At 58.5% G+C, this 18,841-nt stretch carries 11 protein-coding genes, 1 tRNA gene and 2 pseudogenes; 10 read left to right on the plus strand and 4 right to left on the minus strand.

Annotated features, from left to right (window positions below; all coding sequences use genetic code 11):
• Positions 1 to 173: 173 nt before the first annotated feature.
• Positions 174 to 1,103, minus strand: a complete 930-nt coding sequence (locus V6P94_RS13465; protein WP_257622808.1) for a DMT family transporter — start codon at positions 1,101 to 1,103, stop codon at positions 174 to 176.
• Positions 1,104 to 1,196: 93 nt separating this feature from the next.
• On the opposite strand from V6P94_RS13465, the gene V6P94_RS13470 reads away from it, so the two are divergent.
• Both V6P94_RS13470 and V6P94_RS13475 read left to right on the plus strand, forming a co-directional pair.
• On the plus strand, positions 1,197 to 1,760 hold the full coding sequence (locus V6P94_RS13470) for an XRE family transcriptional regulator (protein ID WP_338646949.1): 564 nt from the start codon (positions 1,197 to 1,199) through the stop codon (positions 1,758 to 1,760).
• A 192-nt stretch (positions 1,761 to 1,952) separates the two neighbouring features.
• Positions 1,953 to 2,026: transfer RNA gene (locus V6P94_RS13475), tRNA-Cys, on the plus strand.
• A gap of 407 nt (positions 2,027 to 2,433) precedes the next feature.
• Here V6P94_RS13475 and V6P94_RS13480 read toward each other — a convergent pair.
• Positions 2,434 to 3,402 (minus strand): IS5 family transposase, encoded by a 969-nt coding sequence (locus V6P94_RS13480; protein WP_338646951.1) that lies wholly within the window; start codon positions 3,400 to 3,402, stop codon positions 2,434 to 2,436.
• A gap of 485 nt (positions 3,403 to 3,887) precedes the next feature.
• Here V6P94_RS13480 and V6P94_RS13485 point away from each other — a divergent pair, with 485 nt between their 5' ends.
• Entirely contained in the window at positions 3,888 to 6,083 is a 2,196-nt protein-coding gene (locus V6P94_RS13485; RefSeq protein ID WP_338646953.1) for an OsmC domain/YcaO domain-containing protein, read from the plus strand.
• Positions 6,084 to 6,412: 329 nt separating this feature from the next.
• Positions 6,413 to 8,203 (plus strand): EAL domain-containing protein, encoded by a 1,791-nt coding sequence (locus tag V6P94_RS13490; protein WP_338646955.1) that lies wholly within the window; start codon positions 6,413 to 6,415, stop codon positions 8,201 to 8,203.
• A gap of 150 nt (positions 8,204 to 8,353) precedes the next feature.
• On the opposite strand, the gene V6P94_RS13495 is transcribed toward V6P94_RS13490, so the two are convergent.
• Positions 8,354 to 9,772, minus strand: a complete 1,419-nt coding sequence (locus tag V6P94_RS13495; protein ID WP_338646957.1) for a PLP-dependent aminotransferase family protein — start codon at positions 9,770 to 9,772, stop codon at positions 8,354 to 8,356.
• Positions 9,773 to 9,904: 132 nt separating this feature from the next.
• Here V6P94_RS13495 and V6P94_RS13500 point away from each other — a divergent pair, with 132 nt between their 5' ends.
• From V6P94_RS13500 to V6P94_RS13535, 6 genes and pseudogenes are all read left to right on the plus strand, one after another.
• Positions 9,905 to 10,354 (plus strand): carboxymuconolactone decarboxylase family protein, encoded by a 450-nt coding sequence (locus tag V6P94_RS13500; protein WP_219261417.1) that lies wholly within the window; start codon positions 9,905 to 9,907, stop codon positions 10,352 to 10,354.
• Positions 10,355 to 10,614: 260 nt separating this feature from the next.
• A pseudogene (locus tag V6P94_RS13505) lies at positions 10,615 to 12,339 on the plus strand (ShlB/FhaC/HecB family hemolysin secretion/activation protein).
• Positions 12,340 to 12,421: 82 nt separating this feature from the next.
• Positions 12,422 to 15,829, plus strand: a pseudogene (locus tag V6P94_RS13510) (hemagglutinin repeat-containing protein).
• 105 nt (positions 15,830 to 15,934) lie between these two features.
• On the plus strand, positions 15,935 to 16,234 hold the full coding sequence (locus tag V6P94_RS13525; RefSeq protein ID WP_095023500.1) for a DUF5629 family protein: 300 nt from the start codon (positions 15,935 to 15,937) through the stop codon (positions 16,232 to 16,234).
• Positions 16,224 to 17,396, plus strand: coding sequence for a lactonase family protein (locus V6P94_RS13530; RefSeq protein ID WP_338646974.1), 1,173 nt, complete (start codon positions 16,224 to 16,226; stop codon positions 17,394 to 17,396). Before V6P94_RS13525 ends, V6P94_RS13530 begins: the two co-directional genes overlap by 11 nt.
• 141 nt (positions 17,397 to 17,537) lie before the next feature.
• Positions 17,538 to 17,711 (plus strand): hypothetical protein, encoded by a 174-nt coding sequence (locus V6P94_RS13535; protein ID WP_162837101.1) that lies wholly within the window; start codon positions 17,538 to 17,540, stop codon positions 17,709 to 17,711.
• Positions 17,712 to 17,743: 32 nt separating this feature from the next.
• Here the strand turns inward: V6P94_RS13535 and V6P94_RS13540 are convergent, their stop codons facing one another.
• Positions 17,744 to 18,739: an IS110 family transposase gene (locus V6P94_RS13540; RefSeq protein WP_153400687.1), complete on the minus strand. Its 996-nt coding sequence runs from the start codon at positions 18,737 to 18,739 to the stop codon at positions 17,744 to 17,746.
• Positions 18,740 to 18,841: the final 102 nt, after the last annotated feature.

Consider the following 18,841-nt stretch of genomic DNA (forward strand, 5'->3'; position numbering starts at 1 on the left):
TCTAATCTGCAGGAGTTTGTAAGCGATCATACGTGGCGAGTTGCAGATCACCAACAGTGAACCTGTGGCTGAATCCTACAAAGTCTGTCGATAACCGGTTGGGTTTCCTACAGTTCTCTCCTCGTGTAAGCGCTTCTAAGTAAAAAATCGTACTGCGTCTTAGGCTTGCAGTTTTAATCGCAGGCTTGGTCGCCTTGCTTTTGCTCAAGCTCTTCGAGCTTCTTACCCTTTGTTTTTAACTCACTCACGATCACCGCTGCAACAATCAATGCCGCGCCAAGCAGCGCAATGCCGGGCAAGCGTTCACCTGCAAGGCGCCCCGCAATGCCAGCCCAGACTGGCTCACCCGCATAGATAAGAGTGGCGCGGGTAGGCGAAACGCTTTTCTGGGCCCAATTCATCGCGACCTGAATCGCCGCACTGGCAGCGCCCAAGCCAACCGCACTGGCTAACAATAGCCATGAAAAGTCAGGAATGGCTTCTTGTGTCGGCACAATCATCAAAAACGCCAGAATTGACGCCGTGCTGAGTTGAACGACAGTTACCCGTCGAACATCGACTTTGCCTGCGTAAGCACTGATCAGAATGATTTCGGCAGCGATGGCAATGGCGCTGATCAGCGTGGCGATCTCCCCGGGGCTGAAATCCAGGGACGCGCCGCTTGGGCCGGACAACAACATCAGCCCGGTAAAGGCCAGCATGATCCCCAGACTCGGCATCAAACCGGGCCTGCGCCCCAGCACCAGCCACTGCAACAGCGGCACAAAGGGTACGTAAAGCGCGGTAATGAAGGCGGACTGGCTACTTGGGATGGTCTGCAGGCCAATGGTTTGCAAACCGTAGCCGAGCATGATCGAGACACCGATAAACATGCCCGCCTTGAGCTCGAACAGCGTGATGCCGCGCAGGCTGCGAATGGAAAAAAGAGCGACAATGCCGGCCGCCGCGGCAAAGCGCAGCCCCACAAAAAACATAGGCCCGCTCGCTGTCAGTGCATGCTGCACCAACAGAAAGGTGATGCCCCACACCATCGTAATCAGAATCAGCACGCACTCCGCTTTACTGAAGCGAGAGGTCAAAGGCAGCAATCGGGTAAATTTCATTGGCGTCGCAACCTTGCGTGCTACAGGAATGGAGACGCACAATGCGTCAAAGCTGGGCAGTATACTGCGCAGTCCCACAAGGTGAGCAATATAGTGCCCAAAGAAAATTCACAACGTGCGTCGGTTTTGCAGCACGTCAGTCAGAACGTACGGCGCCTTAGATTGCTGGCGCACCTGAGCCAGAGCACCTTGGCCGAACTGTCCGGAGTGAGTCGGCGAATGCTGGTGGCTATAGAGGCTGGCGAAAAGAACGTCAGCCTGAGCACCCTTGACCGAGTTGCAGAGGCATTGAACGTAGCCTTCAGTGATTTGATCCAGGCCCTGGGCTCACCTGACCCGAGTCGCATCAACGAAGTGGCCTGGACGGGTGCGAAGGCGGGGAGCAAAGCCGTCCTGCTGTCCAAAGCTACCGCCACCCGCGAAGTCGAGTTGTGGGAATGGACCCTGGATCCGGGAGAGGAATACCACTCCCAGGCAGATGCCGAAGGCTGGAGCGAGCAGCTCTACGTATTCGAAGGCTGTTTGACCCTGGTCATGGACGAACAGGTACTGCGATTTAGCGCGGGAGAGTTCTATATGTACGCCAGCAACCGACCCCATGCCTACCGTAACGAAGGCGAGGGGACATTGCGGTTTGTACGCAATGTCGTGATCTGAAAACCCGTGGCAGAAAAATAACTAAAAATTATTAGAATTCAGGGGGTTGCCAGCTTCAGCCTTCTAGTACATAATGCGCGCCATCAGCCCGGGGCAACTACCTGAAGTGCTGAAGAATCAAATGGTTGTAGCGACGAGTCGCAGTAACAAACTCTTGTTTTTGATGTTTCTCGCGAAGCTTCAAGCACAATTGGCCGAATAGCAAAATGGTTATGCAGCGGATTGCAAATCCGCCCACGCCGGTTCGATTCCGGCTTCGGCCTCCACATTCGAAAGCCCCGTAGATCAAGGTCTGCGGGTTTTTTTTGTGTCTAGGATTTGATGATCACTTCCGCAACTTTTTGGATCGCTTCCGCAACCTCCTTTTGGGATAGAGTTTTGAGTGGACGAGCCTCGCAGCGGAGGGCGCTTGCTTGGAGGTCTTTGGGCGAGTCTCGTTCGGATCAATCGTTCTTCCATACCTGTCGGGATGGCTGTAGAATCGAGTGTTAGCTTTTTGCCACATATTGAGACTTAAAAATTGCCGATTATCACTAGGGAAGCTCCGATCAACTTGCCGCAACCGCGCAGTAAGTTGAAAATCCCGCTGAATTTGGCGCTATTGACCGCGAAATATCCCGTACGCGCCGCCTTGGCGAGCTTGTCAGCCCATTTCTCCGTGTTACGTGCGTAATTAGCCCATACCCATCAGCTTTTTTCGAGCCATCCATAAATTGGACAAGGCAAACAGCGTGGTCAATTGAGCGGTGTTTTTCATCAGGCCGCGAAAGCGCACTTTCACATAACCGAACTGACGTTTGATCACCCGAAATGGGTGTTCGACCTTGGCCCGTGTCTGGGCCTTGAGGTACTCGATTTTGCGCTTGGCTTTGTACAGCACGCTGCGCTTGTTCAGCTTGGAATAGGTGCTGCGTCGCGCGGCGATTTGCCAAACCACTTCACGGTTTTCATGCTCTTCGCGCTTCTCGACACCGGTGTAACCAGCATCAGCGTAGACCGCGTTTTCCTCGCCGTGCAGCAGTTCGGCAACCTGAGTGACATCGGCTACATTCGCCGCGGTGCCGTGAACGTGGTGAACCAGCCCCGACTCAACGTCGGCACCAATATGGGCCTTCATTCCGAAGAAATATTGATTGCCTTTCTTCGTCTGATGCATCTCTGGATCGCGTTTACCGTCCTCGTTTTTAGTCGAACTGGCCGCGTGGATAATCGTCGCATCGACGATGGTGCCCTGGCGCAGCGAGAGGCCTTTCTCCTGCAAATAACCGTTGATGACCGCCAGGATCGCCGGCGCCAACTTATGATTCTCCAGCAGGTGTCGGAAGTTCATGATCGTGGTGTCTTCAGGGATCGGCGCGCTCAGGGTCAAGTGCGCAAACTGGCGCATGGGCGTGATTTCATACAGCGCTTCTTCCATGGCAGGATCGCTCAGCGAGAACCAGTTTTGCAGCAAGTGAATGCGCAGCATGGTTTCCAGCGGATACGGTTTTCGGCCACCACCAGCCTTCGGATAATACGGCTCGATCAACGCCAGTAAACCGCTCCAGGGCACGACCTGATCCATCTCGGCGAGGAACCGTTCGCGGCGTGTTTGCTTGTGCTTGCCCGCGTATTCGAAATCGGAAAAGCTCATCTGGCTCATGACGCACTCAGGGCAGGTGGTGAGGCTGTATTTCAGCATACTTGGAGACTTGTTCGGAGTTTCCTTAGATGGTTGTTATGTATTGAATGGATATGTGCGCGGTGGCGCAGTTGTTCTGCAACCTGTTCATTGTTGATGTCGTAAACAACTGATCCACCGGGTCATCAAATGCCCCTCCCTACGCCTCTCCCGAGGGGTAGGGAGCTGAACAGTGCAGATCTTGAGGCCGCGTGCGGTCAGTTCCCTGTCCCTCCGGGAAAGGGGGAGCGTAAAACCTGAGCCCGGGATTTATCTGAACGACTGCAGTGTCCGATTTTACCACGGCTTTGTCGGCGTGCCGCTTCACCGGTCGCAGTCCCGTTCCTTCGCCAGCGTCTACAGGTGGCGGGCGCCGCCGGGCGCTCATGCGCAAAAGCACAACACTTCATGCGTAAAAGCCGGATAATGGCCGTCAATTATTTGTCTGGTTATTCTGGTAATCCCGCATGGAAATCAAGGTCAACTTTCTCGACAACCTCCGACTTGAAGCCAAGTTCGATGACTTCACCGTGGTTGCCGATCAGCCTATCCGTTACAAGGGCGATGGTTCGGCTCCTGGTCCGTTCGATTACTTTCTCGCTTCGTCGGCGTTGTGCGCGGCTTACTTCGTTAAGTTGTACTGCGCGACCCGCAATATTCCTACCGAGAATATCCGCCTCTCGCAGAACAACATTGTTGACCCCGAAAACCGTTACAACCAGATTTTCAAGATTCAGGTCGAGTTGCCTGCGGATATCTCGGAGAAGGACCGTCAGGGCATCCTGCGCTCCATCGACCGCTGCACCGTGAAGAAGGTGGTGCAAGCCGGGCCCGAGTTTGTGATTGAAGAGGTGGCAAACCTCGACGCCGACGCTCAGGCGCTGCTGATGCCTTCAAGCGGTTCCGAGGCGGGTACTTATATTGCCGGCAAGGATCTGCCACTGGAGCAGACCATTGCAAATATGTCCGGCATTCTGGCTGGCCTGGGTATGAAGATTGAGATCGCGTCGTGGCGCAATATCGTGCCGAATGTGTGGTCGCTGCATATCCGCGATGCGCAATCGCCGATGTGCTTCACCAACGGCAAGGGTGCGACCAAGGAAGGCGCCCTGGCGTCGGCATTGGGCGAGTTTATCGAGCGGCTCAACTGCAACTTCTTCTACAACGATCAGTTCTGGGGCGAAGAGATCGCCAATGCCGAGTTTGTGCATTACCCCGAAGAGCGCTGGTTCAAGCCAGGGCGCAAGGATGAGCTGCCGCCCGAGATTCTCGATGCCCACTGCCTTAAGGTTTACAACCGCGAGGGCGAGTTGCGCGGCTCCCACCTGATTGATACCAACTCCGGCAATGAGGAGCGCGGTATCTGCTCGCTGCCGTTCGTGCGCCAGTCGGATGGTGAGGTGGTGTATTTCCCGTCCAACCTGATCGAAAACCTGTTTTTGAGCAACGGCATGAGCGCAGGCAATACCTTGGCCGAAGCCCAGGTGCAGTGTCTGTCGGAGATTTTTGAGCGTGCGGTCAAACGCGAAATCATCGAGGGTGAATTCGCCCTGCCGGATGTTCCGCAAGACGTGTTGGCCAAGTACCCGGGAATCGTGGCCGGTATCCAGGCGCTGGAAGAGCAGGGGTTCCCCGTGCTGGTCAAGGATGCGTCCCTGGGCGGTGAGTTCCCGGTGATGTGCGTCACCCTGATGAATCCACGCACTGGCGGCGTGTTCGCTTCATTCGGTGCGCACCCGAGCCTGGAAGTGGCGCTGGAGCGCAGTCTGACGGAGTTGTTGCAAGGCCGCAGTTTCGAAGGCCTCAACGATTTGCCTCAGCCGACCTTTGAAGGTCACGCGGTGACTGAGCCCAATAACTTCGTCGAGCACTTTATCGACTCCAGCGGTGTGGTGTCGTGGCGCTTCTTCAGCTCGAAGTCCGACTACGAATTCGTTGAGTGGGACTTTACCAGTCAGGGTGACAACGCCAATAGCGAAGAGGCCGCAACCCTGTTCGGGATTCTTGAAGGCATGGGCAAGCAAGTGTACATGGCGGTCTATGAGCATCTCGGCGCCAAGGCCTGCCGCATCCTGGTGCCGGACTATTCGGAAATCTATCCGGCCGACGACCTGATCTGGGATAACACCAACAAGGCGCTGTTCTTCCGTGCCGATATCCTGAATCTGCATCGCCTGGATCTGGACGAGCTTAAAGGTCTGGTTGAGCGTCTGGTGGAAAGCGAGCTGGATGACTACACCGATATCACTACCTTGATCGGCATCGAGTTTGACGACAACACCGCCTGGGGCCAGTTGACGATCCTGGAGTTGAAGCTGCTGATCTATCTCGCCCTGGAGCAATATGAAGAGGCGAAGGAAGCCGTGGAAATGTTCCTGCAGTACAACGACAACACGGTAGAGCGCGGCTTGTTCTACCAGGCCGTGAATGCTGTGCTGGAAATGAAGCTGGACGAAGACCTGGAGCTGGAAGACTACGAAGCCAACTTTCGTCGCATGTTTGGCAACGAGCGGATGGATGCCGCGATCGGGTCGGTGGAGAGCACCGTGCGCTTCCATGGCTTGACGCCAACCAGCATGAAGCTCGAAGGGCTGGACAAGCATCTGCGCCTGATCGAGAGCTACAAGAAGCTGCACACGGCGCGGGCCATGACCCAGGGTTGATGGCGTTGGCCAAAAAGCACCTCGACCGGGTAATGCCCGTCAGTCAATAAGTGCTGTGGGAACGGGGTTGCTCGCGATTGGAACGGCACGGTGTGACTGTCTGACCGTGTCGCTTGCATCGCGAGCAAGCCCGCTCCCACAGGGGTAAAGTTTCACCGCTGGACTGACAAGCAAAAGCACCTTCGGGTGCTTTTTTGTTTCTGGCTGTCGTGGTGAAGCACCCGTATCGGTGCTTAACTGCTCCTCTATACGGGTATCAGACGCTAAGTGGATTTCCCTGCAGATCAGGCTTGAAATTGCCTTGGCGGCCCCTTATTTGAGCGCTTTCCATGTCCAACATACCTGCCACACTGCTGATCGTTGATGATGACGTTCAGATCCGCTCACTGCTCGAAGCCTTGTTGCAAGAACAGGGTTATCGCACGCTGACTGCCGGCTCGGGTGAACAGGCCCTGGCCACGGTCGCTCAACAGCCTCCGGACTTGATCCTGCTCGACGCCACGATGCCCGGTATTGACGGCTATCAGGTGGCCCGTCGACTCAAGGCGAATGCGTCTACGGCCAATATCCCCATCATCATGCTGTCGGGCCAGGGCGAGCAGAGCGCCCGTCTTCTGGGGCTTGAGGCGGGTGCCGAGGACTTTCTGTGCAAGCCGGTCGCCAGTGACGAACTGTGGTTGCGGGTGCGCAATCTGCTGCGGCTCAAGGCGTTTGGCGACCATCGGGCGGTGCATACCCTGATGCTTGAGCAGCAGCTGGAAAAACGCACCAGCGACCTGGAGCGTTTTCGCTCTGCGATGGGGACCGATGAGCGGCTGCTGAAAATGGCCAATTACGACCCGCTGACGGGCTTGCCCAATCGCGACCTGTTCTACACCACCCTGCAGATGGGGCTGACCCAGGCTGCGTTGCGGGGTTGGCAGCTGGCCGTGGTCACGATCGGCCTGAACGACTTCAAGAACATCAACCTGACCTGGGGCCATTTGATGGGGGACAAGGTGCTGGCAGAGTTCAGCCAGCGATTGTCCAATTGCCTCAATGTCAGTGACACCCTGGGACGGATGGATGGCGACGAACTTGCGCTGATCCTGATGATCCGCAAAGGCCAGGCAGGCCCCAGGCAGATGGTTGACCGTATCCGCGAGGTGCTGCGTGATCCGTTCAAGCTGCATGGCCATGACACACCGATGACGGCCAGTTACGGGATTGCCCTGTACCCGGACGATGGCGCCGAGGCGCACCGCCTGATCAAGCATGCAAATACGGCCATGGGGCTCGCCAAGCAGGCGGGCAAAGACACTTACCGTTTTTATACGGCACAAATGAACGTCGAGGTCATGGCTCGCCAGGAACTTGAAACCGCATTGCGCGATGCGGTTCACAAGCAGGCGTTCGAGGTGTATTACCAGCCGAAGATAGGCCTGGCAGACGGTCGGATCTGCGGTGTGGAAGCACTGTTGCGCTGGCACCGGCCGGGGCATGCTGCTGTTTCTCCGGCGGTTTTCGTGCCGCTGCTGGAAACCCTCGGGCTGATATCCCGGGTGGGCCAGTGGGTGATCGACCGCGTGTGCAGCCAGATTGCCCAATGGCAGCGCTCAGGCCTGGGGGCGCTGCAAGTGGCAGTGAATGTGTCGGCGCAACAGATTTGCGAAGGCGATCTGGTCAATGATATCGAGCGCTCCCTCAAGGCGCATCAGCTCGACCCCAATTTGCTTGAGGTGGAGCTGACCGAGGGCTCGCTGATGGAGAACACGCCCCATACCGTCAGCAGTTTGCTGACACTGAGGGACATCGGCGTGAAAATCTCCATCGACGACTTTGGCACCGGTTATTCGAGCCTTGCGTACCTGAGCCGTTTCCCCATCGACACGCTCAAAATCGATATCGCGTTTATCCGTGAAGTCACCTTCAGCCCTCAGGATGCTGCCATTGCGCGTACGATTATCGAGCTGGCTCACAGCCTTGATCTTCAAGTCATCGCTGAGGGTGTGGAGACCCGGGAGCAACTAGAGTTCCTGACGAAAAACGGTTGCGACCAGGTGCAGGGTTATCTCTTTTGCAGGCCTCTGCCGTCGGTGGAGCTGGAAGCACTTTTGCGCGAACCGCGCTGTTTTATTTGATGTTGAGACGGTTCGGGTTCCGATCGTTGAAGGGTGGCGCCTGTATCGCAGGCAAGCCAGCTCTCACAGGACTAAGGTGTTCACACAACAGTGTGGAAGCGGGCTTGCTCGCGATGGCATCACCGCGTTTTGCCTCTGTTTCCACAGGTTCTAACCGGCAGGCTTGAGCAGCGCCAGGATCCGCTCGCCCAGTATTTCAGCACTGGCCTGGGACGCGATGTTGGCAAACCCCAGCAGCAGACCCGAAGGTTTTTCCCCCTGCAGGCTCCACTCGCTCAGCGCTTCGGCAAAGAGCCCGTCCTGGCGTATGCGCTCCACCAGTTGCCAATCCGGCTGCTGGCCTTCAAGGCGCAGGATCAGGTGCATGCCCCCCGCGTTGGTATCAATGCGCACGCGAGTCCCCAGCACTTTTTGTAGCCCGATCATGGTAAACGCCCTGCGCTCGCTATAAAGCTTGCGCATGCGCTGGATATGCCGGGCGAAATGGCCTTCAGTCATGAATGTCGCGACGATGGCCTGGGTCAGTTCCGGGCATCCGCTGCGAAAGGTCTGGCTGGCCTGTTGAAAGCACTCAACCTGGGCTTGGGGTACCACCACATAAGCCAGGCGTAGCGCTGGAAACAGCACTTTGCTGAACGTGCCGCAGTAGAGCACCCGTCCATCACGGTCCAGGCTTTTGAGTGCGGGCAGCGGGCGGCTGACGTAGCGGTATTCGCCGTCGTAATCGTCCTCGATGATCCATGCCTGTTGCCGGCTGGCCCAGGCCAGCAGTTCCAGCCTGCGGGACAGCGATAGGGATACGCACAAGGGGCTTTGATGGGCGGGTGTGACGACGGCCGCCTGGGCGTGCAGCGCCTCGCTTCCCTGTGCAGGCAGCTGCATGCCGTCATGATCGACCGGCAGGGCCACGGTCTGGATCTGCAGTTGCTCCAGTAACTGGCGGGTCGGCGGGTAGCCGGGGTCTTCAATCAATACCCTGTCACCGGCCTTGAGCAGAGCATGGGCGATCAGCGACAACGTGTCCCGGTAGCCGGCTGTGATGAAGACTTGGGCGGCAGAGCAGGCGATACCGCGGGAAACCTGCAGGTAAGTGGCAATGGCCGTGCGCAAAGATTGCAGGCCGTGAGCCGACGGGTTGGCCATGTCCTGGGCACGGGTGCTGCGCACGCATCGCGCGCCGATTTGTGCCCATACCTTTTTGGGAAAGGCGTCCAGCGCTGGCAGGCCCATCTGGAAGGGCAGTGTCTCGGGCTGGTGCCTCACGGGCGGGCTTGACTCGGGGGTGCGGGTGGCGAGTGCTGGTTTGATCGTGATGTCCGGCGTCACGATGGTTCCTGCCTGGCCGCGGGCTTGCAAGTAGCCCTCTGAGGTCAGAAGCGAATACGCCGTATCGATGGTGCCCCTGGCCAGCCCCAGTTCCTTGGCCAGGGCTCGGGCTGCAGGCACTCGCTCTCCGGGGGCCAGCAGGCCGTTGGCAATGGCTTCCCGAAAGCGCCAGTAGAGTTGCCGGTAAATGGGTTCGCTGGTGTCCGGATCAAGAGGGGAGAAGTGTGGAATGGGGGTTTTCATGGTGTTCCCTTGTGCCTGATCCCGGAGCTGGATAGATCATGGCCTGGTGATAAAGCCAAATCTTGGCTCTTTTTGACAGAGCCAAGAAACCCCACTATGGCGCCACTCAAACAGTCAATGCAAGGGCACGTCATGAACCAGCGTATCGATTATTCCAAGGCTTCACCCGAGGGCTACAAGGTCTTTGGCGGGGTGTACGGGTATGTGCAAAACAGCGGATTGCCCAAGGTACTGATTGATCTGGTGTATCTGCGGGTTTCGCAAATCAACGGCTGCGCCTACTGCATCGATATGCACTCACGGGATCTGCTCAAGTCCGGCCTGAGCGTCGAAAAGCTGGTACTGGTGCCGGTGTGGCGCGAGGCAGGCGAGTTGTTCACGACCCGTGAGCGGGTGGCCCTCGCCTGGGCCGAAACGGTCACGCTCGTCGCGCAAACCGGGATCCCGGATGCGGACTACCAGAGCGCGGCCGCCGAGTTCAGCGACAAGGAGCTGGCGGACCTGACCTATGGCATCGGCCTGATGAATGCCTATAACAGGTTTGGCGTGGCCTTTCGCTTAAAGCCTGCGGCGGCGGTGTAACGTTGTTGTCCTGTAGCCGCTGAGGAGCGTAGCGAGGCTGCGATCGATCATGAAGCGGGCGCAAACTGGGAACACGCGGCATGTCTGATTAATCGAGGGCGCAGCCTGAAGCCTCTTCAATGGCAATTGAACTACATTTTGTAACTTTCATTTTATATTTGAAATAATACGAATTATGCGTTGTCACAGTGATGAAAGCCCTGCGAGCTGTTTTTTCAGGGCCCTGAATCGCTTTCAAGGCGTTTTGAGGATCTCGTGTGATGGCGCTTCTCCTGATCAGGTCCCGGTGTTTTACCCAGGCGCGAATCCTGTGTTCGCTGTGTCTGTGCTCCTCTGCGCTGGCCGCGGCCGAAGGGGGGCAGCCCGGTCAGGAGGTCCTGCGCCTTCAGCAGCAACAACAAAGGACCGTGCAGCAACTGCAACTGCAACTGCAACTGGAGCAGCGTCAGCGGCAACTTCAGCGCACGGGTTCCGGCGCACAGTCCTCAGTGACGCCAGAGCCTGTGCTCACCGCGCAAGAGGTGGACTGCTGGCCGATCCAAGGGGTACGGCTGGCCGGTGTCACCCTGTTCCGCCCCGCAGTGCTGGAGGCACGGATCAAGCCCATCGTGGCGCCGTGCATGGGTATCAACCGGATCAATCACCTGCTGGCCGAAATTACCCGGCTGTACGTCGAGGCCGGCTACATCGCCGCCCGTCCTTACCTGAGCAGCACGCCTTCTGCCGGGCAACCGCTGGATATCCGGGTCGACGAAGGCTATGTCGAAACGATCGAGCTGGCCGACCAAATCCTGCCGCTGTCGTTACGTACGGCATTCCCCGGCATGCTGGGCGCGCCGTTGAACCTGCGTGATCTGGAACAGGGGCTGGACCAGCTCAACCGGCTGCGCTCGGTGGACGTCACGGCGGATATTGCGCCCGGCAGCGTGCAGGGGGCTTCGCGGATCATTCTTCGCTCAAACGCCGGGCAGCCCCATTGGGGGCTGGACCTGAGCCTGGATAATCTTGGCAGCATCGCCACCGGCCGTGATCGCAAGGTGATCGGCCTGAGCCTGGACAGCCCGTTTCAGCTCAACGACGCGCTCAACCTGGGCTTCAGCGAGACCCTCAACCACGGGCCGCGCTTCAGCCGCAGCAACAGCCTGTTCTATTCGGTGCCTTACGGTTACTGGACCTTGAGTGCATTCGCCAGCCATATCGAGTACCGCGCGCCGATCAAACTCAGCACCACCACACTCTATGGCAGCGGTCGCACCGATCAGCTCAGCTTGCGTGCGGACCGCGTGCTATGGCGCGACCAGGGCCATCAACTGAGCGCACATCTGCAGTTGACCCGCAAGGCGGTCGACACCTACCTGCAAAAGGCCCGACTGGGTATCCAGGGCCCGACACTTACGGTGGCCGAGGCCGGTTTCAATCTGTTCTGGCAGGACGCTGCGGTGTGGAATCTGGACGTGACTTATGCCCAGGGCCTGAGCTGGCTGGGGGCAGACCGTGACCGCAATCGGGTGCGGAGCAACCTGCCCAAAGCGCAATTCGGTGCGTAGCGCGCCAACCTCATTCAATGGCGCAACGGCCAGTTATACGGGCAGCCCTGGCAGTGGCAGAGCCAATTGACGCTGCAATACAGCCCCGACCCGTTGCCCGCCATCGAGCAACTGCTGGGCACCGACGACTCGGCGGTTCGCGGCTATCGCGACAACAGCGCCTCCGGTGCCATCGGCGCAGTCTGGCGCAACACGCTTTACGTGCCGCTGCGTAACGATCTGCCTATCCGCATCACCCCCCGCATCGGCCTGGACAACGGCTGGGTCAAATCCGGGTACGGCGCTGCGGGCCAACGCCTGAGCGGCGCAAGCGTGGGCTTCAACCTGCGCTGGAAGGGTCTGCAACTGGACCTCGATTACCAGCGCCACCTCACTATTCCCAAGGGTTTTAGCCAGGAGCCGCACGTCTGGCTGGCACGCCTGAGCGTGCAGATATAACGCCTGCAGGGGCCCGACAAGCCCCTGCAGCGTTACACCGGGCGACGTGTGTCGCCTCATCACTCACGCAAAGGAAGACGCTATGCCTATTAACAGACAACACTTTCACCTGTCCCCCCAGGGAACGCTGCGCCGTGCAATTGCCAGCCTGCTTCTATTGCCGCCACTGGCCCTGGCCAATGGCATTACCGGGGTCGATGGCCCCGGCGGCACGCCGCAACTGCACAACCAGGGCGGGGTGCCCATCGTCAATATTGTGGCCCCCAACGCTGCCGGGCTGTCCCACAATCAGTTCCTCGATTACAACGTCGATCGCCAGGGTGTGGTGCTGAACAACGCATTGCAGGCGGGGCAATCCCAACTGGCCGGGCAACTGGCATCCAATCCGCAATTTCATGGTCAGGCAGCCAGTGTGATCCTCAATGAGGTCATCGGTCGCAACGCGTCGGCACTCAACGGCGCGCAGGAGGTATTCGGGCGCAAGGCCGATTATGTGCTGGCCAACCCCAACGGGATTTCGGTCAATGGCGCCCGCTTCATCAACGCGCCCAACGCCAGTCTGGTGGTGGGGCGGCCCGAACTGAATAACGGCAAGCTGCACGCCTTCAACACCGCTGATGCCCACGGCCGATTGAGCGTGCAGCAGCAGGGGCTGGACAACCCTGGCGGAGCGATCGGCCTGATCGCGCCGCAGATCGACAGTCAGGGCCAGATCAGTGCCCGCGTCTCCTTGACGCTTGTGGTTGGACGCAATCAGGTCGACGCCGCCAGTGGCGCGGTGAACACGGTCTATCCGGGTGGCACGGCCAAGGACGGGCGCATCGACGCGAGCCTGTTCGGGGCGATGAAGGCCGGGCGCATCAATATCATCAGCACTGCCGAAGGGGCGGGGGTTCGCCTAGGCGCGGTGCCGGTGGCAGGTACTGACGGGGTGAGTATCCGCTCTGCGGGCGATCTCGAGATCAGCGGCCAGACCCACGCCAACAGCCTTGAGGCCACCCGTGCCGGGGTGCACAGCAGCCGGGGCGATGTCGACCTGCACGGCGCCAGAGACGTGACACTGGCGGGCGCCGATATCAGCGGGGGCAACGTCAAGCTCGACGCGGGTCGCAATCTGATCCTGAGCAGCCTGGAAAGTACGGCCCTTCAGGAAAAACGGGATCAATGGAGTAACAAGGCGCTCTTTGTGACCTATGAAACCTATGATCGCACCACCACCGACAAGGACTCGCGCCAGCACGGTACCCAGGTCACGGCCCGGCAAAACGCCGCACTGTCTTCCGGCGCCGACACCCTGCTCAAGGGCAGCCACGTAGAGGCGGGCGATACCCTGCGACTCAACAGCGGCAAAGACCTGCGTCTTGTGGCCGCGACTGAAACCCATGACACCCGGGACCAGGGCAATCACCGCAAAAACCTATGGAAGGAAAGCTGGGACACCTCAACCCATGATGAGCGCACTGTTGCCAGCAGCCTCAAGGCAGGCAAGGCGATCGAGCTGGCCAGCGGGCAAAAACTGCAGTTGCAAGGGGCCGAGTTGAAAACCCCGGGGGATATCCGGCTCAGCGCCCGTGAAGTCGAGATCGCCAGTGCCAGCCACAGCCAGAGCAACACCGGCAAGCGTTATTCCGGCGATTTGCTGGGGGGCAGCTTCTTCGGTAGCCAGGGCGGGGGGGACGGGGACAAAACCCTGCACACCGGTAGCCAGGTCAACGCCGGTGGCAAGCTGATCGTCAAGGCCGATGATGTGCACATCAGCGCCAGTCAGGTGCGTGGCGGGACCCAGGCCAGCGTGATCAGCGACACCGGTTCGCTGGTGATCGATGGCGTCCATGACACGTCCCGCGACAGCAGTCATAACAAGGACAGCAGTTTTTTCTCGCTGATCAATGACGAAAGCCGCAAGGACCACAGCGACCGCACGCTCGTCGCCAGTGACCTGCATTCGGACAGTAACCTCACGTTGCAAAGCGCCCGGGACATTACCGTCAGCGGCTCTACAGTGTCGGCAACAGGTGAAACCGGGGTACAGGCCAAGGGTGATATCAACATCGTTGCGGCTGAAAATACCGCCCGGGACACCACCCGCACCGACAACCGTGGTTTCACTGCCAGCACCAGAGAAACCGCGCCCGGCAGCCATGAGTACCGTGTGGATGCAGGTTTAAAGGATCAGCAGCACACCAACGTCACCGAGACAACGCAGCAGCAGGGGGCAAGCATCAGTGGCAGTGCTGTGGCCGTTAATGCGGGGGGGCGATGTGAACCTCAAAGGCAAAAGCATCGAACTGCTGGCGGCACATGACAGCACTGACAGCAAAACCCGGGATATCACCACGGGTGGCGGCATTGCCTGGACAGCAAGCCTGGACAAGGTTGGCAGCGGCCTGGAGTTTTCACGCCAGGACAGTAAGGACAACGCCAACCGGACCAAGGCCAAAACCAGCAACGTGACAGCCACCGGCAATGTGCAGGTGCAGGTGCAGGTGCAGGCCGACAATACCCTGGTCAATGAGGGTTCCCGGATCGTTGCCGGCTCAGGGTTGCAGGTCAATGCAGCCCGGGTGGACAACCGGGCGGCACACAACACCGAGTCCAGCTCCCACACCGAGACCGGCTGGCAGGCCGGGCTGGGGGTGAGTGCCGAGATCAGTGGCCTCAGCAATCCGCTGGAAAAAGTCGTCAAAGGCCTGGTCAACGGTACGATGCCCCAGTCCGCTTTAACGGACGGCGTGGAGCTGGCCAGCGTGGGGCTCGACGGGCAGGTGGGGTATCACAACAAGACGCAGGCGCAGCAGGACAGTACGGCGCTGGTCAGCCAGCTCAGTGGCGCCACGTTACAGGTCAATGTTGGTGGCAAGTTGCAGGATGAAGGCACCCAATACCGTGCAACCGACGGTGCCTTGAATATCCATGCGGGAAGCCATGACGCCAGCGCCGCTGTTGACACCCACAGCCGCAGCGAGCAGGGCGTAGCGGCCAAGGTTGGCGTACGCGCCTACACCAAAACCGGGGAAGGTGTGAATGTGCGCGTCAACGGCTCGGGCGAGTTCAACCGGGCGCAGGAGACCGCCAGTATGGCCCAAGTAGGCCGCTATGCCGGGGCCAATGGGGTGAGCATCGCCACTCAAGGCGATGTCCGCTATGAAGGCGGCGACTTCGACGGTGGTGCGGGCTCAGTCAACCTCAATGCCGGTGGCAAACTGCCGTGGAGCAAACCACTGACACCCGCAGCCAGAGCGCCATGGGGCTGAGTGCCAGCGGTTCGTTGGCGCTGGAAACCGCTGAGGGCACCAACCTGACCCCTGGGGGCAGCCTGAAGTTTGACTACCAGCCCGACAACTCGCCAGCCAGCGAGGCCCATGTCGCGACGTTCCGTGGGCAGGAACGGCTGCGGCTCTCTGGTGCCACGGTTGGCGGTGATCTGTTGAAGGGTGAAAACAAAGAGCGCCAGTCGTTACAGGCCAACATTGACCAGGCCATAAACTAAAGTCAGGGGTTCGGTGCGCCCACAACCGAGCAATCACGCGTCACGGTGATGGGTTGCACCGCTGATTTGACCTATCATTACGCCTTTCCAACAGGTGAATGATTAATGAGCGATTCAAACCAGACCTTGCGCGCAGCCCTTGAAACCAGCGACATGTTGGTGATTGACGGGCTGCATGCCTGGGATTTTTCTCTGGACGATGTGCAGTTGCTCATCAAATGCATGGACGGACGAGCCGAAAAGCGCTGGAAGTTCACCCTTGAACAGATCGACGCCAGCGTCTTTGACGACACTCTGCAAAGCTGGACCCTCGTTGGCGACTCCGGTGAACACCGTCTGGTTTGCCTCAGCGCCTTGAGTGCAAACAACGATGACGATGAAGTCGAGGTTGAAGATGAAGTTTAAAACCTTACCTGTGTTGATGGCTCTTAGCGTGGGTGCAATGTCGGCCCAGGCCGATTCCCGGGATGAAGTCGAGTTGCTGGTTGGCTCCTACACCCAGGGCAAAAGCCAGGGCATCTACCGGTTGCAGTTTGACAGTGCCAAAGGGCGTATCACCCCTGAGCCGCTGCAAGTGTTCAAGTCCACCAACCCTTCGTGGCTGACCTTGTCCAAAGACCAGACCCGTCTGTTCGTGGTCAATGAAAACGGCAAGGGCCAGAGCGATGTCGTCGGTCGCGCCAGCAGCGTTGCCATCGACCCGAAAACCAGTGAGCTGACCCTCATCAACCAGGTCAAGACCCTGGGTGAAGAGCCGACTCATTCCAGCCTGAGTGCGGATGGGCGCTATCTGTTTGTGGCCAACTACGGCGTGCATGCCGACCCTGGCGGCAGCCTTGCCGTGTTGCCGATCAATGCTGAAGGTCAGTTGCAACCCGTGACCCAGATGAGCAGTCATCCTGCCAGCCGGGTCAATCCTGAGCGCCAGATGTCCGCCCACGTGCACTCGGTGGTGTCCTCCCCGGACGGCAAGTTCGTCTACGCCAGTGATCTGGGTGCAGACAAGGTGTTTGTCTACCGGTACGATCCGGCAGCCAACCCGGACCATCCGCTGGTGGCCGCCGACCCGGCGTTTGTAGAGCTGCCGGCAGGTAGCGGGCCACGTCACCTGCTGTTTTCCGGTGACGGCAAACACGCTTACCTGACCACTGAAATGAGTGCCCAGGTGTTTGTATTCGATTATGACAATGGTCGACTCAAGCAGCGTCAGGCACTGGAACTGGCCCACGGCATGCCCGCGCAAAACCGTGCAGCCGGTGCATTGCATGCCTCACAGGACGGCAAGTTCCTGTACGTCAGCAACCGTGGCAAGGCCAATGAAATCCTGGTGTTTGCAATCAATCCGGGCAATGGCGAGTTGACTGAAATCCAGCGTCGCTCGGTGGATGGCGATCACCCGCGTGAGTTTGCCCTGAGCCCCAACGGCAAGTTTTTGTTGATCGCCAACCAGATGAGCAATGCCATCGTGGTACTTGAGCGCGACCCTGAAACCGGCACGCTGGGCAAGACCGTACAAACCCTGACAATGGATGCACCGTCTGATCTGAAATTTATCAACCGCCCGTAATCAAAGGCGTGCAGCTGTCCATCAATCCCGCTGATAGACGCTAGTGCTGCAATGAATTTCTTCAGGATGACCCTTGGCGTTAAGTTGGTTTCACGGCCTTAACAGGCAAGCACGCCAACTGAATCGTCGAGGGTTATCGTCATGAATTTCAATCTTTTCTCCGTGATTTCCGCTTGCGCCATCTCCGCCACCGTGGCCCTGCCTGCCAGCGCAACCACCTTGGTCAGCGACAAGAAATCCGCGGCCTACACCCAAAAATACCTGCAACAAAGCGCCAATTTCTATGCGGCCCTGGATCATAAAACCCGAAGCTGAGAGAGCGTTACCTGTAGATACTCTGTTGCAGGTCAAGCTTTCGATAGGTGTTTTTCATCGAAAAGCTTGGCCGTATCAAAAGGCTCACCGCTGCGGATGCATGCCCAAATACCTGTCAGATATTTGCGCATGATTGCCCCAATTGCCTGCATCTTCTTCTTACCTCGGCCGACCAGTCCTTCATAGAACGCCTTAACAATGGGGTCACAACGCAGCGCGCTCAATGCGGGCATGAACGTCGCCGCGCGCAAGTAGGCATTCCCGGCCTTACTCATCCGGCCAGGCTTGTTCAAACTCGTTCCTGACTGCGTCAGACGCACGTCCAATCCTGCATAGCGGCTCACCTGGTTCGATTTCAACGTCGACGGCAAGGTCACCAACTCGGCCAGCATCGCAATAGCCGAAGCCTCTCCGATGCCAGGCCCTGCAATCATGCATTTGTAGCTTCTGCTCAGGTTCGGGCTTTCGAGAATCAGTTCAAGTGCGGCCTTGCGGAAGCGCTCAATGCGCTTGTCCAAGGCGTCGATGGCATCCTCTTCGTCCTCGATCAGCATCGACGACGTACTTTCGGTTGCCTTGAGTGCGTGCAACTCATTTTTGGCCTGCGTGCGGCGGCCGGTCAGGCGGTTCAAATGTCGTCCCAAGGCACGCAGTTCCAGCATTTGCGCGGTTGGCGCAGTCCATACCCGCGGCGTCATACGCTCGGCATACTCGGCCAGCAATTGAGCATCGATTTTGTCGGTTTTGCTGTTAGCCAGCATGATCTTGGCAAAGTTATGTGCACTTTTCGGGTTGATCACCGCCACGGGTAAGCCGGCGTTGGTCAGCTTGACGGCCAAGTCCAGGTAATAGACGCCGGTGGCCTCCATGACGATCAGCTCCGGCTTCAGGCTGAGCAACTTTTTCACCGCCAATGAGTGGCCTTTGGCGCTCTGTTCGATGGTCCAGTTTCCAACGACGTTTCCATCTTTACGCCACGCCATAGGCGCAGTTCGAGAGCCAATATCTACACCAACGACGAGAGCCATGTGTTCCACCTCAACGAAAAAAAGTAGAATGCTTCCGGTTCCCCGACCTCGCACTTCATGCCATCACAACCTTGTAATACGAAGTCCGACTTGTCGGCTTCT

This window comes from Pseudomonas sp. ML2-2023-3 (assembly GCF_037055275.1).
Taxonomy (GTDB): Bacteria; Pseudomonadota; Gammaproteobacteria; order Pseudomonadales; family Pseudomonadaceae; genus Aquipseudomonas.

Coding starts and splice junctions, on each gene's coding strand:
- V6P94_RS13465 (WP_257622808.1), bottom strand. CDS start 1,103: ATGAAATTTACCCGATTGCTGCCTTTGACCTCTCGCTTCAGTAAAGCG.
- V6P94_RS13480 (WP_338646951.1), bottom strand. CDS start 3,402: ATGAGCCAGATGAGCTTTTCCGATTTCGAATACGCGGGCAAGCACAAG.
- V6P94_RS13485 (WP_338646953.1), top strand. CDS start 3,888: ATGGAAATCAAGGTCAACTTTCTCGACAACCTCCGACTTGAAGCCAAG.
- V6P94_RS13490 (WP_338646955.1), top strand. CDS start 6,413: ATGTCCAACATACCTGCCACACTGCTGATCGTTGATGATGACGTTCAG.
- V6P94_RS13495 (WP_338646957.1), bottom strand. CDS start 9,772: ATGAAAACCCCCATTCCACACTTCTCCCCTCTTGATCCGGACACCAGC.
- V6P94_RS13500 (WP_219261417.1), top strand. CDS start 9,905: ATGAACCAGCGTATCGATTATTCCAAGGCTTCACCCGAGGGCTACAAG.
- V6P94_RS13525 (WP_095023500.1), top strand. CDS start 15,935: ATGAGCGATTCAAACCAGACCTTGCGCGCAGCCCTTGAAACCAGCGAC.
- V6P94_RS13530 (WP_338646974.1), top strand. CDS start 16,224: ATGAAGTTTAAAACCTTACCTGTGTTGATGGCTCTTAGCGTGGGTGCA.
- V6P94_RS13535 (WP_162837101.1), top strand. CDS start 17,538: ATGAATTTCAATCTTTTCTCCGTGATTTCCGCTTGCGCCATCTCCGCC.
- V6P94_RS13540 (WP_153400687.1), bottom strand. CDS start 18,739: ATGGCTCTCGTCGTTGGTGTAGATATTGGCTCTCGAACTGCGCCTATG.